The 21,104-nt window shown below is 42.9% G+C and carries 21 protein-coding genes; 5 read left to right on the plus strand and 16 right to left on the minus strand.

What is annotated here, in order from left to right:
- The first annotated feature begins 8 nt into the window (after positions 1–8).
- The gene (locus KCX82_RS15025) at positions 9–941 is read left to right on the plus strand and encodes a PhzF family phenazine biosynthesis protein (protein ID WP_227019312.1); all 933 of its coding nucleotides are present in this window, start codon (positions 9–11) and stop codon (positions 939–941) included.
- 86 nt (positions 942–1,027) lie between these two features.
- Complete coding sequence (locus KCX82_RS15030; protein WP_227019313.1) at positions 1,028–1,957, plus strand: magnesium transporter CorA family protein; 930 nt, start codon at positions 1,028–1,030, stop codon at positions 1,955–1,957.
- A 33-nt stretch (positions 1,958–1,990) separates the two neighbouring features.
- Here KCX82_RS15030 and atpC read toward each other — a convergent pair whose 3' ends face one another.
- The 12 genes from atpC to KCX82_RS15090 all read right to left on the minus strand — a co-directional run bounded on the left by atpC (position 1,991) and on the right by KCX82_RS15090 (position 15,021).
- The gene (atpC, locus tag KCX82_RS15035; RefSeq protein WP_227019314.1) at positions 1,991–2,416 is read right to left on the minus strand and encodes an ATP synthase F1 subunit epsilon; all 426 of its coding nucleotides are present in this window, start codon (positions 2,414–2,416) and stop codon (positions 1,991–1,993) included.
- Positions 2,409–3,800, minus strand: coding sequence for a F0F1 ATP synthase subunit beta (gene atpD, locus KCX82_RS15040; protein ID WP_405127703.1), 1,392 nt, complete (start codon positions 3,798–3,800; stop codon positions 2,409–2,411). Before atpD ends, atpC begins: the two co-directional genes overlap by 8 nt.
- Positions 3,801–3,819: 19 nt before the next feature.
- Complete coding sequence (gene atpG / locus KCX82_RS15045) at positions 3,820–4,686, minus strand: ATP synthase F1 subunit gamma (protein ID WP_227019316.1); 867 nt, start codon at positions 4,684–4,686, stop codon at positions 3,820–3,822.
- 25 nt (positions 4,687–4,711) lie between these two features.
- Positions 4,712–6,223 carry a F0F1 ATP synthase subunit alpha gene (atpA, locus tag KCX82_RS15050; RefSeq protein WP_227019317.1) on the minus strand — a complete coding sequence of 504 codons (1,512 nt, stop codon included), beginning with the start codon at positions 6,221–6,223 and terminating at the stop codon, positions 4,712–4,714.
- A gap of 22 nt (positions 6,224–6,245) precedes the next feature.
- The gene (gene atpH, locus KCX82_RS15055) at positions 6,246–6,779 is read right to left on the minus strand and encodes an ATP synthase F1 subunit delta (RefSeq protein ID WP_227019318.1); all 534 of its coding nucleotides are present in this window, start codon (positions 6,777–6,779) and stop codon (positions 6,246–6,248) included.
- Positions 6,767–7,279 carry a F0F1 ATP synthase subunit B gene (gene atpF / locus KCX82_RS15060; RefSeq protein WP_227019319.1) on the minus strand — a complete coding sequence of 171 codons (513 nt, stop codon included), beginning with the start codon at positions 7,277–7,279 and terminating at the stop codon, positions 6,767–6,769. The genes atpH and atpF overlap by 13 nt, the downstream gene beginning before the upstream one ends.
- A 45-nt stretch (positions 7,280–7,324) precedes the next feature.
- A complete protein-coding gene (atpE, locus tag KCX82_RS15065) occupies positions 7,325–7,591 on the minus strand; it encodes an ATP synthase F0 subunit C (protein WP_227019320.1) in 267 nt (88 codons plus the stop codon).
- Between the two features lie 44 nt (positions 7,592–7,635).
- Entirely contained in the window at positions 7,636–8,361 is a 726-nt protein-coding gene (gene atpB / locus KCX82_RS15070; protein ID WP_227019321.1) for a F0F1 ATP synthase subunit A, read from the minus strand.
- A gap of 59 nt (positions 8,362–8,420) precedes the next feature.
- A complete protein-coding gene (locus KCX82_RS15075; RefSeq protein ID WP_227019322.1) occupies positions 8,421–8,978 on the minus strand; it encodes an ATP synthase subunit I in 558 nt (185 codons plus the stop codon).
- Between the two features lie 549 nt (positions 8,979–9,527).
- Positions 9,528–10,694, minus strand: coding sequence for a TolC family protein (locus KCX82_RS15080; RefSeq protein WP_227019323.1), 1,167 nt, complete (start codon positions 10,692–10,694; stop codon positions 9,528–9,530).
- A 94-nt stretch (positions 10,695–10,788) separates the two neighbouring features.
- Entirely contained in the window at positions 10,789–12,027 is a 1,239-nt protein-coding gene (locus KCX82_RS15085) for an S-layer homology domain-containing protein (RefSeq protein ID WP_227019324.1), read from the minus strand.
- Between the two features lie 165 nt (positions 12,028–12,192).
- Positions 12,193–15,021, minus strand: a complete 2,829-nt coding sequence (locus KCX82_RS15090; RefSeq protein WP_227019325.1) for an S-layer homology domain-containing protein — start codon at positions 15,019–15,021, stop codon at positions 12,193–12,195.
- Between the two features lie 876 nt (positions 15,022–15,897).
- Between KCX82_RS15090 and KCX82_RS15095 the strand changes: the two genes are divergently transcribed.
- Positions 15,898–16,092: a tyrosine-type recombinase/integrase gene (locus tag KCX82_RS15095; protein ID WP_227019416.1), complete on the plus strand. Its 195-nt coding sequence runs from the start codon at positions 15,898–15,900 to the stop codon at positions 16,090–16,092.
- A gap of 208 nt (positions 16,093–16,300) precedes the next feature.
- Positions 16,301–16,534, plus strand: a complete 234-nt coding sequence (locus KCX82_RS15100; protein ID WP_227019326.1) for a hypothetical protein — start codon at positions 16,301–16,303, stop codon at positions 16,532–16,534.
- Here the strand turns inward: KCX82_RS15100 and KCX82_RS15105 are convergent.
- The gene (locus tag KCX82_RS15105) at positions 16,531–16,917 is read right to left on the minus strand and encodes a hypothetical protein (protein ID WP_227019327.1); all 387 of its coding nucleotides are present in this window, start codon (positions 16,915–16,917) and stop codon (positions 16,531–16,533) included. The two genes, KCX82_RS15100 and KCX82_RS15105, sit on opposite strands and share 4 nt — an antisense overlap.
- 48 nt (positions 16,918–16,965) lie before the next feature.
- On the opposite strand from KCX82_RS15105, the gene KCX82_RS15110 reads away from it, so the two are divergent.
- Positions 16,966–17,445, plus strand: coding sequence for a hypothetical protein (locus tag KCX82_RS15110; RefSeq protein ID WP_227019328.1), 480 nt, complete (start codon positions 16,966–16,968; stop codon positions 17,443–17,445).
- A gap of 132 nt (positions 17,446–17,577) precedes the next feature.
- Here KCX82_RS15110 and KCX82_RS15115 read toward each other — a convergent pair whose 3' ends face one another.
- The 3 genes from KCX82_RS15115 to KCX82_RS15125 form a co-directional block, all read right to left on the minus strand.
- Complete coding sequence (locus tag KCX82_RS15115) at positions 17,578–18,753, minus strand: MFS transporter (protein ID WP_227019417.1); 1,176 nt, start codon at positions 18,751–18,753, stop codon at positions 17,578–17,580.
- Between the two features lie 216 nt (positions 18,754–18,969).
- Positions 18,970–20,385: an S-layer homology domain-containing protein gene (locus KCX82_RS15120; RefSeq protein WP_227019329.1), complete on the minus strand. Its 1,416-nt coding sequence runs from the start codon at positions 20,383–20,385 to the stop codon at positions 18,970–18,972.
- A gap of 31 nt (positions 20,386–20,416) precedes the next feature.
- Positions 20,417–21,043, minus strand: a complete 627-nt coding sequence (locus KCX82_RS15125; protein ID WP_227019330.1) for an S-layer homology domain-containing protein — start codon at positions 21,041–21,043, stop codon at positions 20,417–20,419.
- Positions 21,044–21,104 lie beyond the last annotated feature (61 nt).

Below are 21,104 nucleotides of genomic sequence, written 5' to 3' on the forward strand. Positions count from 1 at the left end.
GTGATATTATGAAATTCTATATTGTGGATGCCTTTACCGATGTTTTATTCGGCGGCAATCCTGCAGGCATTGTCATTTTGGAAGAGAGTGCGAAATTCCCCGAAGATGAATTGATGAGAAAAACAGCAGAAGAGCTGCGTTATTCGGAAACTGCTTTTATCCTCAGAATCTCAGAAAAGGAATTTCAAGTCAGATATTTTACTCCTGCGGCGGAAGTAGACTTATGCGGCCATGCTACCATCGGGGCCTTTACTGCCTTGCTGGCCGACGGTCAAATAAAGGATCGGGATTCTTATTTCTGCCATACCAAAGCGGGAGTTCTCAATATTGATATTAAAGATCGGTTTGTGATGATGGATATGGGGGCCCCCGTATCTTTGGGTAAAATAGAGTCGGAAGAGGAACTGAATGAATTGTATTCCATTATGGGAATTCCCTATGCCGACGCTGCCAAAATAACTTACAGCGGTGAGCTCCATTCGTCTTCTCGTTTATTCCCTGAACTGATCTCCACAGGTTTGCCGGACATCATGATGCCCCTTTCGTCGCAAGAGATGCTTTCACGGCTGTCTCCCGATTTTGACGCTTTGTCAAAGCTGTCGGAAAAATATCAAGTAGTCGGCGTGCACGCTTTTGCCATGGGCGAGGAGGAAATCACAGCACATTGCAGAAATTTTGCACCTCTTTACGGCATCAATGAGGAAGCGGCTACAGGAACTTCCAACGGAGCACTTACATATTACCTTTATAAAAATGGAATGATAAAAGAGAATGCCTTCAACACGTTTATCCAAGGCGAAGCGATGAATCGTCCTTCCCAAATCTTGAGCAGGCTTGCCGTTCAAAAGGATTCTTCTTTTGAAGAGAAGGAAAGCACAGTGAAAATTCAGGTTGGCGGGACCGGTACGGTGCTGGCCGGTGGTACGATCTATATCGGATAGATCCCTTTGAACGAACAGGTTCCCTATTGGATAAGGTGTTCTGTTGTAAATAAAATATTCTATTTTCTTTTAGAAAGTGAGTTTCTATGATATATTATCTGGACGGTACAGCAGTAGATAAAAATACATTAAAAGAGGAAGAAATGCTCGGCAAGTATCCGTGTATCGGTGTCCTGAACAGGAATGAAGTTGAGGCCTGGAATCCCCATCTCGGCATCAGCGACAGGGTTTTGGCCGAATGCCTTACAGGTCAGGCTTCCAAATTTGAAAGCCATGATGGTTTTGACTATATTTGCCTTCTCATCCCTGATAAAACAAATCTGATGAAGCAGGAAAGCAAGCTATCCATTTACGTCAGGGAGAATATTTTGATTTTTATCTGCGAAGAAGAGCAAGAATATACCATTCTCGCAGGCATTATTGCAAAGATTGAATTAAAAGAGATCAAAAGTCTCACTCTTGAGAGAGTGCTTTACGAATTTTTCGACCAGCTGACAGCCGGGGACTCTCTCTATCTTGAATCGCTGGAGCAGGAAATCTCCGATCTGGAAGAGTATTTGATCACCTCTGTGAAAAAGGACTACACCAGGGAGATTATAAAGCTCAGGAAGAAGCTTCTGGCCTTAAAACGGTATTATGAACAATTGCTGGATATTGCAGAAGCAATCGAAGAAAATGAAAACGAACTGTTGACAAAAAAAATGGTCCGATATTTCCACATCCTGACCACAAGGATCAACAGGCTGTCTGACAGCGTATCCAATTTACGGGATTATGTATCTCAGGTGAGAGAAGCTTATCAGGCTCAGGTGGATATCAGCCAAAATAGCATCATGAAGCTGTTTACCGTTATCACTTCGATTTTTCTCCCGCTGACTTTGATTGTAGGCTGGTACGGTATGAATTTTCCCCTGCCGGAATATAAATGGGCCTACGGTTATCCTGCGGTAATTATCCTCAGTGTCACCGTGGCCCTGTTTAGCACTATATATTTTAAAAAGAATAAATGGTTTTAACTTTAAGCAGACTGCTTTTTTTAATGAAAACCCTTATTTTTTTCGCCGAATCCCGCCGGCTTTTACGTTCATTCTGGTCAGGGATTTGGCGATTGCAATTTTTGCACGTGCAATTTCATAATCATCGTTGGTTGGATGGCAGAGCCATTCTTCCGCTTTGGCTTTTTCATTCTTTGCTCTTTCCAGATCGATATCTTCCGGCCATTCCGCTGCATCCGTAAAGATGACGACATCATCCTTCACGTCTACGTAGCCTCCGGCAAGAGCCGCAACTTTAAACTCCTTGGAGCCGGCTTCCTGAATCCAGAGTTCACCCGCATCCAAAAGCTTTACCGCCCAGGTATGACCTGCCATGAAGCCTTCGTCTCCGGTTAAGGTTCTGACGATGACCAGTTCAACTTCACCTTTATAAAAAAGTTTGGATGGAGTAATTACCTCCAACAGCATACTTTTAGCCATTTTTCTGGAACCTTTCTACTACTTCATCAATACCGCCTGCGAAGAGGAACATGGACTCCGGAATTTCGTCATGCTTTCCTTCCAGGATTTCTTTAAAGCCTCTGACGGTTTCCTTAAGCGTAACATATTTACCAGGTGTTCCCAGAAACGCTTCTGCAACGCTGAAAGGCTGGGACAGGAAACGCTGTATTTTTCTCGCTCTGGATACAACCAGTTTATCGGAATCTGAAAGCTCATCCATACCAAGAATCGCGATGATATCCTGAAGATCCTTATATCTTTGCAGTACTTCCTGAACACCTCTTGCCGTATTGTAATGCTCTTCTCCTAAAATCAGTGGATCCATGATTCTGGAAGTGGATTCCAGCGGATCAACAGCAGGATAAATTCCCAGCTCCGTGATCGCTCTGGAAAGTACTGTAGTAGCATCCAGGTGGGCAAAGGTGGTAGCAGGAGCAGGGTCAGTCAAGTCGTCTGCAGGTACGTAAATGGCCTGTACTGAAGTGATGGACCCTTTCTTTGTAGAAGTAATTCTTTCCTGTAATGCACCCATTTCCGTTGCCAGCGTAGGCTGATAACCTACCGCACTGGGTACACGTCCAAGCAAAGCGGATACTTCAGAACCTGCCTGGGTGAATCGGAAGATGTTATCGATAAACAGGAGTACGTCCTGTCCTTCCTCATCTCTGAAATATTCGGCCATGGTGAGTCCTGTCAGAGCAACTCTCATTCTGGCCCCAGGGGGTTCGTTCATTTGTCCGAATACCATGGCAGTCTTATTGATAACACCTGATTCTATCATTTCATAATAGAGGTCATTACCTTCTCTTGTTCTTTCTCCAACACCTGCAAATACGGAAATACCGCCATGCTCTTTTGCAATGTTGCTGATCAATTCCTGAATCAGTACGGTCTTACCTACACCTGCACCGCCGAAAAGTCCGACTTTACCGCCTCTGGTATAAGGTGCAATCAGGTCGATAACCTTGATTCCTGTTTCAAAGATCTGTGCATTTGTATCCTGTTCGTCAAACTGAGGTGCAGCTCGATGAATAGGCATCTTTTTGCCGGTTTCAACGGGTCCTTTTTCGTCTATGGTTGCTCCTATTACATTGAATAATCTGCCCAGAACCTCTTTTCCGACAGGAACACTGATGGGAGCTCCGCTGTCAACCGCTTCCATTCCTCTTGTAAGCCCGTCAGTTGAGGATAGCGCTACGCATCTTACTACGTCGTCGCCAATATGCTGAGCGACTTCCGCAACGATTTCCTTGTCTTGGAAAGGAATTATTACAGCATTCAGCAGTTCCGGCATTTCTTCAGGCATAAACTTTATATCGATTACAGGACCAATAATTTGATGAATGGTACCTTTATGGCTCAACTCCATCACCCTCCTTTTTTTATCTTAGCGCTTCGGCGCCTCCTACGATTTCTGAAATTTCATTTGTAATGGCCGCCTGTCTCGTTCTGTTATAGAAAAGGGTAAGGTCGGCAATCATCTCTCTGGCATTATCCGTGGCATTTTCCATAGCCATACGCCTTGCGGCATGTTCACAGGTGGCAGATTCGACAATCGCTCCGTAAACCATGATCTCAACGTATTTAGGCACGAGATAATTAAATACTTCTTCTACGGAAGGTTCATAATCTACCTGTTTATCCAGCTTAGGGAATTCAGGATCATTATCGATTTCAAAAGGCAGCAGGGTTACGCATTTTACTTTTTGTTCCAGAGAGCTGACAAAGGATGTATAAATGAGCACCACTTCATCAATTTTGCCTTCATTGTACATATCAATGATCGGTTTACTGATGTCATGGGTTTCCATAAAGGAAATGCTTTCCGGTGGCAGCATGTACTCACCATGAATATCATAGCCACGTTTCTGGAAATGTTCTTTTCCCTTTGTTCCTATGGCGACGATTACCGGTTTCTCCGGATCTTCCTCAATGGCCCTGGTTGCTTCTTTGATGACATTGGAGTTAAAGCTTCCGCATAGACCTCTGCAGCTTGTTATGATAATATAACAAGTGGTTTTTATTTCACGATTTCCTCTTAAATATTGGTCTGGAACCTCATTTGTGTTATGAAAAATTTCTTCAATGGATTCCGTTACATAATGGAAATACTCTCTTGTTTTTTCAAAGGTGTTTTTTGCTTTTCTAAGCTTAGCAGCAGATACCAGCTTCATAGCATTTGTGATGTGCTCCATACTGTTTACACTTCGTATTCTGCGCTTGATATCTCTCATATTACTTGCTGCCATATCTTCACCTCCTCCTTACTGTTTGTCAAACGGAACATTGAATCGACTTGAATTTTTCGATGCCTGCCTTTAATTTTTCCTCGATTTCGCCTTCCAGCTTTCCTGTTGCTTTAATTTCTTTTCCAACTTCAGGATACTGAGCATCCATAAATTCATAGAACTGCTTTTCAAATTCTTTAATATCCTCTACCGGAATATTGGCCAGGTAATGATTGATTGCAGCATAAATAATCATAACCTGATGTTCTACCTTAACCGGAGAATATTGCGGCTGCTTCAGGATTTCCATTAGAATAACACCGTGCTCCAGCCTGTTTTTCGTATCCTTATCCAAGTCAGAACCGAATTGGGAGAAGCTAGCCAGCTCACGATACTGGGCCAGTTCCAGCTTTACCTTACCGGCTACCTTTTTCATAGCTTTAATCTGCGCATTTCCGCCTACACGGGAAACAGAAATACCGGCGTTAACAGCTGGTCTCTGTCCGGTGAAGAACAACTCGGATTCCAGGAAAATCTGACCATCGGTAATGGAAATTACATTAGTCGGAATATATGCGGATACGTCTCCTGCCTGGGTTTCAATGATGGGCAGTGCGGTGATGGAACCGCCGCCTAATTCATCGGAAAGCTTAGCAGCTCTCTCGAGAAGTCTGCTGTGAAGATAGAAAACGTCTCCGGGATAAGCTTCTCTTCCCGGCGGTCTTCTAAGCAGCAGGGACATGGCTCTGTAGGCCACGGCGTGCTTGGATAAATCATCATAAATGATCAGCACATTTTTTCCCTGATACATAAACTCCTCAGCCATCGCACAGCCTGCATAAGGAGCAATATATTGAAGGGGTGCAACCTCACTGGCAGTAGCGGAAACTACGATGGTATATTTCATTGCACCTTTATTTTCCAAGGTTTGTACCAACTGGGCAACGGTTGATTTTTTCTGCCCTATGGCAACGTAGATACAGACAACATCCTCATCCTGCTGATTCAGGATGGTGTCAATGGCAATTGCCGTTTTACCTGTCTGTCTATCTCCGATAATGAGCTCTCTCTGTCCCTTACCAATTGGAATCATGGAATCGATAGCCTTGATTCCCGTCTGCAGCGGCTGATTAACCGATTTTCTCTGCAGCACTCCAGGAGCAGGGTTTTCTACAGGTCGCATTTTACTGGTTTTGATTGGACCTTTTCCGTCGATGGCCTGACCCAGCGCATTGACAACGCGGCCGATCAGTTCGGGCCCTACGGGTACCTCTACAACTCTTCCTGTCGGTTTTACGATATCGCCCTCTTTAATTTCTTTATCGGGTCCAAGGATAACAGTACCAACATTGTCTTCTTCAAGGTTTAATGCCATGCCGTAGATTTCACCGGGGAACTCCAAAAGTTCTCCTGCCATACATTGATCAAGCCCGTAGATTCTGGCAATGCCGTCGCCAACCTGTATTACTGTCCCAAAATTGGAGATTTCCAGTTCATTTTTATATTGTTTGATCTGCTCTCTAATTACTGCACTTATCTCTTCTGGTCTCAAATTCATAGGTGCAACATCCTCCTTCCTTCTATCTAAGGCTCTCACTCAGGTCTTTCAGCCGCTTCTTAATGGTGGCATCGATTACCTTGCCTTCTATGAATATTCTCACACCGCCAATGATGGAGGTGTCTATTTTATTTTCCAGCTTTACCTTCTTCTGAATCAGCTTTCCTGTTTTCTCCTCGAATATTTCCAATTGTTCCTGAGAAAGAAGTTTTACCGAGAAAAGGGTACCGATGGAATATCCTCTGCTTTCATCCAGCAGCTGCTTATATTTTCTGATAATATTGGAGAATTCTCTTGCTCTTCCCTTATCAACCAATATAAACAGCAAATTTAAAAGTTCGTCACAAATTTTGCCGGTAAAGATATCAGCGATGACTTTCTTTTTTTCGGCAGCAGAAACTACAGGAGTGCTGAGGAACTCACGGAACTCGGGTTCTAGATCCAGAATCTTCAGGAGTTCCTTTGCTTCCTCTAAGATCACTTCTGTCTTATTTACATCAGTGGCAGCCAACAACAAGGCTTTTCCATAGGTTAAATCAACGGTTAATTCTGCCATTCCGACCTACCTGCCTGTTCAATAATTCTTTGAATGATCTCTTCCTGACCTGATTGTTCCAGCTGTTTTTCGATAATCTTTTCAGCTGCATAGATGGCCAGACCTGCAATCTGCTCTTTCATCTCAGCTACGGCTTTGATTCTTTCTCTTTCGATCTCTCTTTGCGCCTGTAAGATCATTTCGTTTGCTTTTCTGTTTGCTTCATCTGTGATATCCTTTGCCAGAGCTTCCGCTTTCAATTTCGCATTTTTTATGATCTCTCTGCCTTCAGTTTCGATATTTGAAAGTTGTTTTTGATAAGCAGACAGTTTTTCACCGGCTTGAAGGTTGACACGATCAGCATTCTCGAAAGCATCTCTAACGGATGCTTCCCTTTCCTGCATGAAATTGTGCACCTTCTCAAAGAAGAAACGTTTGAGTATAAGGTATAAAACCAGAACAGTCACCCACTGCATGACAAGGGTCCAATTAAATTCGATTAATCCTGTATAGAATTCCAAGGTTTTATCCTCCTCTCGTTTATGATTTATTTTCTTGCATTCCTTTTAGAGCATTCCTACAAGAGGATTGATGAAGAGCAAAGCGATGGAAACGATAAATGCAAAGATACCTGTAGTTTCCGCTACAGCCTGACCTACAAGCATAGTTTTCAGTACATCTCCCTGAGCTTCCGGCTGTCTTGCAACGCTCTCAACTGCTTTACCTGCGGCAAAACCCTGACCGATACCGATTCCCACTGCAGCGATCATTGTAAAAGCTGCTCCTAATGCTGACATTCCTAAAACGAATGCTTCTGGTGTTACTAATGGCATAGTAAAATCTCCCTTCTTAAATACAAGTAATTTTTTTTTTATTTCTAATGATGGTCCTCATGAGTGGCAATGGCCATTCCGATGAACACCATAGATAACATGGTAAAGATAAATGCCTGTAATATCGGTTCAAAGATGTCAAAGAAGATATTGGCAGGCAGAGGAATTACTGCCTCCAGGAACGGTATAGGCAGATGCAGCTTGTGGCTGATACTTCCAAGTCCCGTAAAAATCAGCGCCATAACGATCATTCCGCCGAGGATGTTTCCGAAAAGTCGGAAAGCCAGAGAAATCGGGAAGGATACTTCTTCGATGACTTTTAACGGGAACATAAAGGGGTAAGGATCTGCCATATGCTTCAGATGCCCCTTCAGCGTTCTGGATTTGATAGAATTATATTGGATCAACATAAAGGTAATCAATGCCAGTGCAAAAGTGGTATTCACATCGGCAGTTACCGGACGAAAGCCCCAAAGACCCATGGAGTTTCCCAGCAGCAGGAACAGGAACAGCGTACCGATATACGGTGCAAAAGCAAGATTTTGCTTGCCCATGGTATCGCCGACGAGTTTATATGTAAACTCCACGATAAGTTCTGCCACAGCCTGAAGCCCTTTGGGATATCTCTCCATTTTTCTGGTAGAAACAAAGGCGAAAATAATAAGTACCACTGCTACAATCAGGGAATACAGCACCGTTTCTGTTATAAATACACTGCCGTCCCCAAATCCGATTATTTTTCGTGCTCCTAAATTGCTAAGATCATGCATTCTGCTTTTACCTCCTTTATTCGCTTAGCCTGCACAACTGGCAAAGCAAATTGCCGTTGCTATTTATTGCTTAATTTCTTTCGCTTGTATGTTCTATAGGTTTTCTTAGGTGATTTTTCATAGAAAACCTCATCTTCCTGATAACTGAGTTCATTTCTTATTTTGTCCCGAAGCCGGTCACTTTTATGTTCTTCTTTTAACAAATCCATTTTTTCATATTCCGCCTGAACCTCGGGTCTGACTTTCCTGTCTTTTGAGAATTTCGCTTTAAAACCATGCAGATAGTAAATGGCAGCTTTTAATGTCAGAAAGCCGAGTAAAGTACCCAAACCGCTGATGGTTCCCACTCTCATGGACATATAAAAAGCACCGCCATAAATGAGCAATCGTAGAATATACCCAATGAATGCCATGGAACCTCCGCGTCCGGCAAGAGCTTTCTTTAGCGTAAATTCCATAATGTTGAAGTTTACAATTGCGATTGCTGTACCTAAGGCGAGGCCATAAGAGAACATTCTATTCAGCCCCAAAAATGGCAGAGAAGCCAATTCACATAATGCAGCAACAATAATTCCGTAAAAAAATATTTGGTTTTTAAAGGCTGTCAATTCGCTCATTTAAATATTTGCCCCATCGTATCATTTAACTGTTAAACCTATTATAAACTTAAATTCCGAAATGTAAAGTATCGTTAAAAAATAAACATTCAGAAAATTGTGTATAATCCTATGCAAATAAATTTTTAAAAACCGAATAATTAAAATAATCTTTTTTGCCAAATGCACCTTTGACAGATAATTATACATTGTGCAATTCACGTGCCAACTATTTTTGTCGCAAATTGTCAGATTATAATACAGGAATTTTGCGAAAAATACTAACCATAATCCAATGTCAGATCCCTAAAATACAATCATAAGCGAAATAAAATTCTCTTTTTCCTATAAAAATAATGTCATATTGTCATAATTTATTTTGCCATATGTCATTTTGACACATGTCCGTATTTTCTTACGTACACACTTTCATACAAAAAGACAGCTTTATTGGGAAATTTTTTTCCATCATAAAGCTGTTCTTTAAAGCCGCATCCTGTTGTCTTTTTTTGACGAAAGAAAAGAGATTGTCAAACTTATAGCAGGCAAAGAGATCCAACGTGCCGATCACTATAAAGGCAGCCTGTTTACCCCTACATCCTGGGCATATTTAAAAGCATATACCGCTAAATCATAATCGGAAATCGCCTGAGAGACACCCAAGCCTGCTTTATACACATTTACCTGGGCCTCCTGTACTTCCGCCAGTGTTGCCAATCCTGCATCATAGGACAGGCTGATCAGCCGATATCCCTCCTGAGCATATTCCCGGGTTGATTTCGCCGCGTCCAGTGCCGCCTTCTTATCCCCCAGCTCTGCTGCCTTGTTTCGGATTTCTATTTCGATCTGGCTCGGGGCATCCTTGACAGATTTCTGGGCTTCCAGGGTAGTAGCCTGCTGCTTTAAATAGGTTGACGAGTTTTTAGGATATCGTACCTGCAGGCTTGAAAGCAGTATTCCATGAACCTCTGCAGCAAATTTTACGCCCTGAATTTCATTTCTGTTGGCAACTGCGCTTTTCACAGATCCCTCAATATCGATTGCCGGTGCGGTTACTTCTTTCAGGGTATCCGATAGAATCGTATCCTGGGTCACAGGATACCCCAGTAAGAAATTAAATCCCATTTTTGCGTAGTCCAGTTTTGTTTGAGCGTTTCGGATATCACTCATTGCAGAGGTTACTGCAGATTCTGCAGACAACACATCTTTTTTGGCCAGCATTCCGACCTTGAATTTCGCATTTGTGTTCTTTAAGATATCAAGCTGCGCCTTTAAATTATCCTGGCACGTTATCAAATTATCCTGAGCCAGTAATACACCATAGTAAGCTTGTACGGTATCGTATTCAATCTGATTCATTTCGGCCTTATAATTTTTATCGATTTGCTCCTTCGCAAAATCCCTTCTAAGTTTTGAAACCTTTTCATTTACAGCTGTTGCTCCCGCACTTTCCGCTGCAGCACTATAGCTGATGGATGAGGAAGGCTGGTACAGCCTGATAAGCGCTAGGTCATTCAGCGTCTCACTAATGGTCTTTACGGCCTCGGAATAGCCTGCGGCAATTGCCTGATCCGATTTTTTATTCAGTTCTGCCGTCTCCGCTCTGGTGCCTGTCGTCTGCATGATTCGAATTGCATCGTTTAAAGAGAGCTTATTATTGTCAGCGGCAAATCCGGTGCCCGTAAAGCAAGTCGCTGCAATAGCTGCAGTTACTATGCAGATTACCAATTTTTTCATTCTATATCCCAACTTTCTCAGTTTTATTCGTAACAAAGGTAGAACGTGTAGTTTGTTTCAGACGTATCGTTTACTTCCATTTTTTCACAGGTACTTACATAAGTTTGGATTTATCTTTTGACTTCACAATGACAACAATATCAGCATTGTCGGCGGAGTCATCGGTAATGTCATAAGCCCGGATCAGGCTTCCCCCTGTAATGTCAGCCAACACTCCGGATTTATATTCCTCTATGTTATTCCCATCAAAAACAGCGATATAAAAGATTGCATCTTTCATCACTGTGATCTTATCCCCTGAGCCGGCCACCGTTATGATTTTATTCTCTCTGCCTTCCACTTCCTTCCATCCCCCGGTCAGTTCAGCATATCGTTTTGCCTTTAATTTTCTGCCATCCGTATCGGCGTCATTCACGATTCCATTTGACATTTTCAGGCAGTAGATGCTGCCGTCAAAGCTTATGGGATTTGAGATAGTGTTCTTACCATCGGTATTTAAATGAAAAGTATCCTTGCCCATTAAAAACTCAATCTGCTGTACCTGATCCCCATCTGTATTCAGAACCTTGGAAATGCCTAAAATCATTCCAAAGGCACGGCCGCTGAAATCTGAAAGTTTTCCCGCGCTTTGAGATTCTTTCGGTAAGTTGGACGGGGATTCTGAGTCTGATGGTGCCTCTGCACCTGATGAAGACTTTGAATCGTGTTCCTTGGCAGCTTCTGTTCCTTCTAAAGAACGAACGGCTGCTTCAGCCATCAAAGCCGCATTGCCCCTGGTTACCGCCTGACCGCTGTCAAACCCACTCAAATCTTCCGCTATGCCTTGAAAAGCACCCAATTCAAAGGCCTTATCCAAATAGTTCCGCGGCCAGCTTCCCTGAAGCTCGGATTCCTGATATCCCAATGCATTGACAAGCATTGCCGACAGTTCATAATAGGTCACAGGGCTTCCCGGCCGAAAGCTTCCGTTGCCATAGCCCTTTACGATCCCCTTTTCCAATGCGTGATCAATGTATTCTTCCGCCCAGCCGTATCCATTCAAATCATTGAAATAATCGTTTTTTTCAGCCCGAATTGCTGATTCTGACGGATTTATACATTTCACGATCAGAAGGCAGGCCTCCGCCCGATTCAACGTCTTCTCCGGTCTGAAGGTGCCGTCTTCATAGCAGCTGACCACCCCTTTACCTATGAGAGTTTTCACCGCTTCCTCATAGAGACTGCCTGCTGTATCAGCAGGCAGCCTTTGGTTCTCTTCAAAATCAGCAAAAGTAGGAAAAGTAACCGCCAAGCCAAAAATAATAATTAAAAGTAAAACTAAAATTTTCTTCATAACTGCCCCCTTTTGTTTATTTGCCAAGGGTAAAACCATTTCTTTATAAAGGCATCTCCCCCGGAATCGCCGGGGGAGATTGCTGAGATAAAAGATCTCTGGTTTACAGAGACCTTTTACGTATCAAACGAACCGGTTAAGAACAGCCCGTTTATGCTGAAGGGATTACTCGGCTTGCTTCATTGAAGTGACAACACCGTTGCTCACTTTAATGCTGGAAAGCTTATCTCCTGCTGTCAGCTTTGCTTTCATATCTTCACTACCTATTCCGATAGTATTTCCATCTTTATCAAGAAGTTTGGTATCGTCATTGATAGTATAAGTGGTTCCTCCTGCTGTAAACTTGGTAGCACTGGAGTTTACATAAGTTACCGTTACCACGTCGGAGCCCGTGCTGGTGTCAGAGTCGGTTCCCGGATTATCGATCACTATGATATTCATCAAGCCGTCATTGTTATCGTCATTGGTATCATAGAACCATACCGTAGCACCATTCTTTAAATTCTTCAGGTCACTTGTGCTTGCAGTTTTGAAATCTCCGCTGTCATTCTTATAAACAACCGCATCTTTTTCCAATTTAACACTCAATGTGTCATATTTATAAGTGTTGTTGGAGAAGGAAGACTTGGAAGCATCCGCAACGATTGCCTTTTCAGTAGCATAAGTGTCAGCTGAATCTGTCCAGGCCGGTACTAATCCCTTGATTTCTCCGCTGGCATTGAATTCAAGCTTAAAGAGCTTATCACCTGTGTTATTGGAGGCATTCGCACCATCCCTTGCTTTGGAGTAAACGCTCTCACTGGATAATCCGTAAGTCTTTTTCGCTCCGTCAATTAATAAGGTTGCCTGATAGTCTGAATCTCCGGAAGTCTTCTTCGCTTCTGTTACAACACCGTAAACTTCGTCTGATCCGCTGTAATCATAGAGCAGCATAGCCGCGATCTTATCGCTGTCGGTAACATATAAAGCACGAACATCGGAAGTATCCAGTACTTTTTCCAGAGTCGTTACGCCATAGTTATCTTCGTCACTCATATCAGTGCCGTCGCCGGGAACTCCATCGAAGGAGAAGATCACTGCGCCGGTTCGGATCTGAGTATTGTCATAGTATCCCTTGGCTGTGATATCGATTTGCTTTCCGGATCTGTCTACTGTTGTATAATCCTTGCCGTCTTTCAAGTTTTCGAAAGAGTCGATTACGCCGTCTTTATCAACACCGTACTTGACAATGGATCCGCCTGTTACTTCCCACTTGATTGCATCAGTGGTCGTTACGCCAGGTACATAATCGGAGGCCTTGAACAGATCATTATCTACGTCAAATACCTTGTCGGATCCGTCTGCCAGGAACAGCTTGATCTGGTTCTTATCGCCGATCTTTGTTCCGGCTGTACCTACTTCCAATACGACTGCATAATTGTCAGCCTTACCGGAAACTGCATCGTAATCATACATATATCCGTAAGCATCCAGATACGCTTTTATTTCGTCGCCGGTGTCAACATCATTTTTGTCAAAGTCAGTTGTTACGCCATTGTATTTAGAAAGCTTTTCATCTGCAAACAGGTACGTTTTGCCGCCGATGGTTACTTTTGTTTCGCTGCCTTCTTTGATTGCAGTGATTTCGCCCTCTGCCACTGTAGTACCTACAGCAATTCTTGTGATTTCGTCATCTTTGTTTGCATATACATAGACAACGTTATCAGCCTTAATGTCGCTCAGTGATTTTACGCCAAATAATTCAAAAGAAGTCACATCAATTTCATCATCATCATTTTCAGCAAAATCTTTACCGAGCAGCGTATGATTTGAAGTAATATCTTTCAGATCATCTGCCTCAACCTTTTCGTCTGCATCCGCTTTCCAGAGTAATACGGAGAAAATTCCTTTGATCGTCTTTCCGCTTACATCTGCTGAAACGGTTACGATAGCTCCTGTTTTATCAGTGTCTAATGTCTGCTGATCGGAATCCAGGATCGTGCTTCCGGAGGATCCGGTTTCACCGTTCACAAATTCTATAGCAGTATCTTTGGAATCCAGTTCCTTGGAGGTTCCGCAGATTCCTTTGCTGGAAATATCATCCAGCTTGTATTCGGTGCCATCGGCAGTTTTGATTAGTTTATCTGCTGCTTTGTATTCACCGGTAACAAAAGTGGATTTCACATCTCCTACCGCAATGATTGCGTCTTCATCTGAGCCTTTGGTTAAGGTAAAGACTTTTGCGTATGCTCCTACATAAGGTCTGATATTGACAACCGCATCGTCAGCATCAGACTTTGTGATTACGGCATAATCTTCGGATTCTTCCGCATCCAGATTGCTGATCAGTTTGATTATGTGTCCGTCTTTATCTTTCTTCTCGATAAATACTCCGTCAGCATCTGCATATCCCATATTACAGGTTAAGGCATTGTAAAGCATGATAGCAACGTCGCCTCTGGTAGCGCCTACGCTTCCGCCGGCATTGACATCATCGGTGACGCCAAGAACTCTGGCTTTCTGAGTGAATACTGCAGGCCAGGTACCGTTCATTTCTTTTACAGCCTCTGTATATCCCAGTGCTCTGACGATCATGGTGATGGCTTCGTCATAGGAAACTGTCTTTCCAGGTCTGAAAGTTCCGTCGCCATAGCCCTTAATGATACCCAGGCTCTGAGAATAGCCTACATAACCGCTAGCCCAGCCATATCCGGACATATCGGTGAAATTTGTGCTGGCTCCGGAAGCAGAGCTTTCCAAACCCAGAGTGGTAATGATAAATTTCGCCATTTCTGCTCTGTTAACTGTCTGCTGCGGCTTATAGGATCCGTCAGGATAACCTGCAACCACATTTAAAGCCGAGAGAACCGTTACGGCATCTTGATAAGCAGTTCCTTCTACATCCGAGAACTCTTTTACTGTTCTTGAGCTGGATGAAGAGGCAAAGGCCATGGAAAAGCTGCCCAGTACCAGTGCCAGCACCAGTACAAATGAGATTGTTTTTCTCATCCTCATTTAAAATTCCTCCTTTAAAGTATTGTTTTTCGAAGGGGAACATTGTTACAATATACTTTCAAATAACCTCTCCCCTTCTTGAAGTAATTTGACATTATCTATAGAAATGCAGTTCGTTGAATCCCCGCATATTCTATCACATTGAATTATACCTTTTGCCACTAAAGCAGTCAACCTATACTTTCAAATGTAACGAAATTGTAATACATCGGAAAGAAGTAATTTCCTAGGGTTTCGCTGGTTTTTCACCTGTTGGAGAAGCTTGTTTACCAGCCATTCCATCTCGCCTGTTTTCCTATGCTAGACAGGAACTTTATAGGCGTATCCCCTTATCGGTTGATTATTATCAGGTATATATCCATTATAGCAGACAGAACCGATAAGTCCATTACAGACATATTACAGCTATGTTAACGTTCATCGCATTTTTAGTACAAAAAGTGGCAATGACCTTTATTTCAAGATAAAGGTCGTAATAAAATTACAATATGACTTATACGTCACACGCCAACATTCAATATTGTCTTTAATTTTGCGATTTCCTGTGAATTGCGTTTTGTAGAAACTTCTAAAACATCAACTTTTTCTCGATGAAGATCTAGCGCAGTGGCGCGCTCATATTTAGGCAAATGACTTGTCTGAATTTCCATCTGCTGTGTTGTCGTCACTCACCATAGCTACGGCTATGCCTCGTTCCTCCGCCTTGCAGGCCGAAAATTCATCCTGCGTCATTTATCCAAAAGTGAACGTGTCACAACACTAGCGTAACACCCTGTTGAAGAACTTTTTCGTACAATGGTACATATCCTTCAGCGAGCTTCTGGATATTTGGAATTATGATATTCTCATTGTCAAATTCCATTTTCCTTTGCATCTCTGTTATTGCAAGAAGGCGTAGATATTAAATTTATCCAAGACTTTCTTGGACACAGCTCCATTGCCACTACTCAAATCTATCTTCATACCTCCGAGGGTAAGAAAAGAGAAATCATGTCAAAATTCCACCCCAGAGAAAAAATCTTCTCTGCGGATAGTCGGGCCCATCATGATAGTAATATCCATCAAAAATAAACTGAATGAATCAAAATGATACAAACATAACACAAGATAGAATCAGAACAGTCTCTATAGTATTAAAATAAAGGGATCAAGGGATATACGAGCAACGGCACTTATTCACAATTTGAGGTCACCTAGAATAAAATACATTGCACAGAGTTTTACTCTCATAAAACCTATGCATTAATACAAGAAAGGAAATTGGTTATTATGTATCAAGATGATAATCGTTCCTGGTGCTATGATCGACCATACTATAGAGAACAATATAATGGAGATTGGGAAGAAGCCCCATGGGACAGAGGCGGATATTACGAAGAAAATCGAAACGATAGATATAGAATGTCTGATCAGTACGACTATCAAAACCAACGAGAAAATTATGAAAATTACAAAAGGAACGATGACTACAGAAGAGATGATTCCTCTTACTGGTGCTATGACCGACCTTTAAAAAAACACTGTCATAAAGAATGTGAGAAGCCATGGGAACACTGGAAAAAACCAGACCCCTGCGACTGCCACGAACCTTGCAAGCATGATCCTTGCGATAAATGGGATCCTTGCAAGCACGATCATCATGACAAGTGGGATCCTTGCAAGCACGACCACCATGATAAATGGGATCCTTGCAAACACGACCACCACGACAAATGTGATCCTTGCAAGCACGACCATCACGACAAATGGGACCCTTGCAAACACGACCACCACGACAAATGGGATCCTTGCAAACACGACCACCACGACAAATGGGATCCTTGTAAAAAATGTGATCCTTGCTGCGAGCCATGTGAGTGTTGTGAACCTTGCTTCTGCTGCGAAGATTGTGATCATGATTTTAAAAAGGATAAGAAAAATGGGGGTATTAATATCAATACCTCAGTGAATGTATGCCAAAACGGCGAAGCAAACGGCGGAGATGCTAACGGCGGTGCCGGAGGAAAAGCTGTCGGTGGTTCAGCTGCTGCAGCTGCAGCGGTAGCCGATCTGGTAGAAAACGGAACCGTGGATCAAAATGCACTTCTCCAAGCCCTTCTCGAGTTAGAAGGCGCTGCGGGGCTGGGAGGCCTTGCGGTAGGCGGAACCGGAGGTAACGGAGGAACTGCCGGAGCCGGTGGTTCAGTAAGCAACTCCGCAGTAGTGACCGTAGTTGATGTTATTGTTTTTGTAGATAGTGCAAACAATATTCTTGACGGTATAGAGCCCGTTTCCCTTGATTTAAACGGCAGAAAAGTTGATATCAGATTGACTGACAACGGCGAAACCTTTGTGAATGGTGAAAAATTAGCTGAACAACAATTAGAAAATGGAACTAAAGTTTATATCTTTAAAAACACAGAAACACAGGAATCCCAGGAATAAAAGAAACGTCATTTCCGGGGTCGGAGCCAGATGAATGGCTCTGACCCTTTTTTCTTTAAAGTCAGCCCTTTCTCATTAAAAATTTGAGGGAAAATAGGCAAGCAGGTGTTAATTTTTAGGTATTACAGAGTACTAAGTGTCTAGTTTGGATGCAATCATGAAGTTAACAAAAGAAATAACTAAAGCCCCTAAAAACACATACCGATAACCATTGGGCCCGTTGGAATACCATACATATCCGGCAAAGACCGGGACAAACATCGAAACGAGATGATCCATACTGACGCCCATAGAAATGGTTCTGGCCACTTCAGCGGGATCATGAGAATGCTTTCTGACGTAAGTGGCTCTTGCCATAGAGGCAGACTCCATGAGCTTATCCGCCACATAACTGATTCCCACAACAATCAGCGCTATGGTAAAAGACCCGAGAGACTTGGCAAAAACAAAGCCAATACACGCAACAAACATAATCACTGCTTCAAATTGGAGCGCGTAGCGCTCACCCTTCTTATCAATCAAATCCCCGAACCAGGGTTTAAAGAAAATGCTGATCACACAAACAATAAAGAAAAGCATTGTAATGGTAGTTACAGGCTGGTGATACACGTCGATGATAAGCCAGGGGACGAAAGTCAGGGTGATCTGCTTTCTGGCACCATTAATGGTGGATAAAATATAATAAAGTTTAAATTCCTTATGAAAAACAAACCGCTTTTCACAAATGATCTTCTTTCCTCCATTCTTAATGAAGAAAAAGAGCACACCGGCTAAAGCCATTGCGAAAGCAGCGATAACAAACACCACTTGGTAAGTAACATGAAAAAAACGATACAAAATATAAAGCAATCCGCTGGTAATGATGATGGACAAGCTTCCAAGGCCCTGAACCTGACCCATTCTTTTGCCGAAATTCTCTCCTTCTGCAAAGCCCATAGCAATAGTACTTGATAACGGCAGATACAGATGCTGTCCAACACTGTAAATAACTAAGAAAAACAAAACCAAATAAAAGTGATTGGGTACTAACCCGAAGAAAAGCAGCCCGATACCGCCAATGATATTTGCCACCGCAGCGATTCGCATATCCCCAAGACCATTGAGCATGCCGAAGAAAACTACTGCCAAAAGTCCGGGTAATTCCCGCGGCGTTTCCAAAAGGGAACGCTGCATGACTGTAAAGTCCAGGTCTTCATATAATCGGTTGGCTAAAGAGGTGCTTTCTACAGCAGCGACGACTCCCAGAAGAACACTGATCACTAAAAAAATAAATAAATCCGCTGATATTTCATATTTTCCTATTTTCACTTTATTCAATTGTCGATACTCCTTTTGCATGAACTTGCTGGATGGCGTGTCTATAGCAACCTTACCGCTTTACCGTCTCGTTAACTGCTCTTTCACTTTGCAGCAGACCAACATCATTATATTACTGTATCACAAAAATAGGGCAACTGCCAATACAGTCACCCTATTACTATTTTTAATAGTTATAAAATATTCTTGAAATTTGTCAAGTTATCTTTAATTCTTTTTAATTACTACAATATCGGCAGAAGCATCGTCATCGTCTGTTACATCATAAGCTCTGATTTCCACTCCGGCTCTGATGTTGGATACCCTCCCCGCCGTATATTCGGTACCGTCAAGGACATACACCGAAGCATTGGATTTCACGGCAAAGAGCTCTCCGCCGTCACCGGCAATTATTTTTACCGCACTGTCGCTGTAGCTTTCCACTTCTACAAAATCTGCTCCCGAACCGGAGATCTCTTCAAATACATCTCCCCTATAGCTCTCATTTGCCTTATAGATGCTCTGTACTTCTCCGTCGGAAAGATTTATTTCATAGACAGTTCCGTTCAGATACTCAGCGCTGGATGGTACCGGAGAAAGTCCTTTCTTGCCAAGCCAGGTTATTTCTCTGGTAGCAGTAAGGGTTTCCAAGCCGATTACCGATTCATTCTCACCGTTCAAAGTGGTCACGGTACCATTAATAACACCGTAAGCTCTGCCGCTGAAGCCGACATTCATCGGTACCACCATGGCAACAATCTTATTGTTTTCCAGCTGATAAAAAGCCGGTGTTTTTACATTTTTATATTTATATACTGTATCAACCCGGTAATCAGCAATTTTCTTTGAGAAGGTCATGGTGCTGCTGTAATCCTTTTTCAGACCGTAAGTATACACTGTTACATCTCCGGCAATGGTTTTGCCGTTGTAAGTGGACATGGTATCGTTAAAGCTGCCGCTGGCAACATAGGTCATATTCGAAGCGGCAGGGATTTCCGATGGTTTATCCTGATCCGTACCCTGTCCCGGAGTCTCTGCCGGCGGATTTGCTGCTTCTATTTTGCTTAATGCGTTATAATCAACCTGTGCAGCCATCCATTTTGTAGCGTATGAAGGAAGTGTCGCAGGAAGACCCGCCAGCAATTCTAATTCTACAGCTTTATTCACGTAATTTGACGGCCAGGTACCCCCCAGCGTTTCATCGGAATAGTCCGCAGCTCTGAGAACCATGGTAATGAACTCATTCATGGAAACCGGATTTCCGGGCTTAAATGTTCCATCCGGATACCCTTTCGTTACGCCCTGTTTTACCGCATAGCTGATATATCCTTCTGCCCATCCGTAGCCGGACATATCGGAGAAACTGCTTTTCTGTACTGCCTGGGTGGCTGTGCCTGTCACCTCGGCAGCAGGCGGATTCATCGATTTCACTACAATAATGCAGGCCTGAGCTCTGGTCAGCTGAGAATCAGGATGAAAACTGCCGTCCGTATCTCCGGTAATGATCCCCTTTTCTACAAGAGCCGCAACGGCTTCTTCATAGGTCTGACCTTTAACGTCCTCCGGTACCGCCGCAAAGGCAGTGGCGCCCGAAAGAGCCAGGATCAGAACAATTGCAACAACTTTCAAAAATTGTTTTTTCATGTTTCTACCCCCTTGTGTTCCTATCTATTCTTTAATTTTTTGGCATCATTCGGTACATCAGTTTTGCCGTATCCCCTCTGGTAGCTGCCGCATTCCAATCTGTTATCACTACATCACCAAGAAGATTATAGGTTTGCGCATACTGAATGTAATTGTTTGGCCAAGTGCCGTAGCCTTCAATTTCCGATGCCGCTCCTCCTTTTGTTCTGATAAGCATGGTGATTAATTCCGCATAGCTGATATTTTTGGCCGGTGCAAAGGAGGTACCGGACATTCCTTTAACAATTCCCGCATCTGCCATGGTATTAATGTAACCCTTTGCCCAGCCATAACCTGCCAGATCATTGAATTTGTCTACAGTTTCCATGGCTGCAAGACTGCTTGTTCTGTTGGTCATCTTGGTAAGGGCAACGGCAACTTCTGCTCTTGTAATCTGGTTCTCCGGTTTAAAAGTGCCGTCGGAGTAACCGGTGAACACTTTTTGATCAATTAAAAATTTAACCGGTGTAAACAGCGGCGTATTGATAACATCGGACGGGTAAGCCGCCTGGGAATTCCACTGACTATAGTCTACATCGGCAAATGCCACAGCCGTTGCAGAAGTCAGTGTCAATGCCAACGTTACCATCAGGACAAGGACCTTTTTGGTGATTTTCATGGTTTTCTCCCCTTTCGGTATTTCAATTACATCATTTCGAAGCATATACTTTTATTATAAC

Origin of the sequence: Sinanaerobacter chloroacetimidivorans (assembly GCF_018128545.1) — a bacterium.
GTDB classification, from domain to species: domain Bacteria; phylum Bacillota; class Clostridia; order Peptostreptococcales; family Anaerovoracaceae; genus Sinanaerobacter; species Sinanaerobacter chloroacetimidivorans.

Coding starts and splice junctions, on each gene's coding strand:
- KCX82_RS15030 (WP_227019313.1), top strand. CDS start 1,028: ATGATATATTATCTGGACGGTACAGCAGTAGATAAAAATACATTAAAA.
- atpB (WP_227019321.1), bottom strand. CDS start 8,361: ATGCATGATCTTAGCAATTTAGGAGCACGAAAAATAATCGGATTTGGG.
- KCX82_RS15125 (WP_227019330.1), bottom strand. CDS start 21,043: ATGAAAATCACCAAAAAGGTCCTTGTCCTGATGGTAACGTTGGCATTG.
- atpH (WP_227019318.1), bottom strand. CDS start 6,779: ATGGCAGAATTAACCGTTGATTTAACCTATGGAAAAGCCTTGTTGTTG.
- KCX82_RS15120 (WP_227019329.1), bottom strand. CDS start 20,385: ATGAAAAAACAATTTTTGAAAGTTGTTGCAATTGTTCTGATCCTGGCT.
- atpG (WP_227019316.1), bottom strand. CDS start 4,686: ATGGCAGCAAGTAATATGAGAGATATCAAGCGCAGAATACGAAGTGTA.
- KCX82_RS15025 (WP_227019312.1), top strand. CDS start 9: ATGAAATTCTATATTGTGGATGCCTTTACCGATGTTTTATTCGGCGGC.
- KCX82_RS15075 (WP_227019322.1), bottom strand. CDS start 8,978: ATGAGCGAATTGACAGCCTTTAAAAACCAAATATTTTTTTACGGAATT.
- KCX82_RS15090 (WP_227019325.1), bottom strand. CDS start 15,021: ATGAGGATGAGAAAAACAATCTCATTTGTACTGGTGCTGGCACTGGTA.
- KCX82_RS15105 (WP_227019327.1), bottom strand. CDS start 16,917: ATGATCACAATCTTCGCAGCAGAAGCAAGGTTCACAACACTCACATGG.
- KCX82_RS15080 (WP_227019323.1), bottom strand. CDS start 10,694: ATGAAAAAATTGGTAATCTGCATAGTAACTGCAGCTATTGCAGCGACT.
- atpA (WP_227019317.1), bottom strand. CDS start 6,223: ATGAATTTGAGACCAGAAGAGATAAGTGCAGTAATTAGAGAGCAGATC.
- atpE (WP_227019320.1), bottom strand. CDS start 7,591: ATGCCATTAGTAACACCAGAAGCATTCGTTTTAGGAATGTCAGCATTA.
- atpC (WP_227019314.1), bottom strand. CDS start 2,416: ATGGCTAAAAGTATGCTGTTGGAGGTAATTACTCCATCCAAACTTTTT.
- KCX82_RS15085 (WP_227019324.1), bottom strand. CDS start 12,027: ATGAAGAAAATTTTAGTTTTACTTTTAATTATTATTTTTGGCTTGGCG.
- KCX82_RS15100 (WP_227019326.1), top strand. CDS start 16,301: ATGATAATCGTTCCTGGTGCTATGATCGACCATACTATAGAGAACAAT.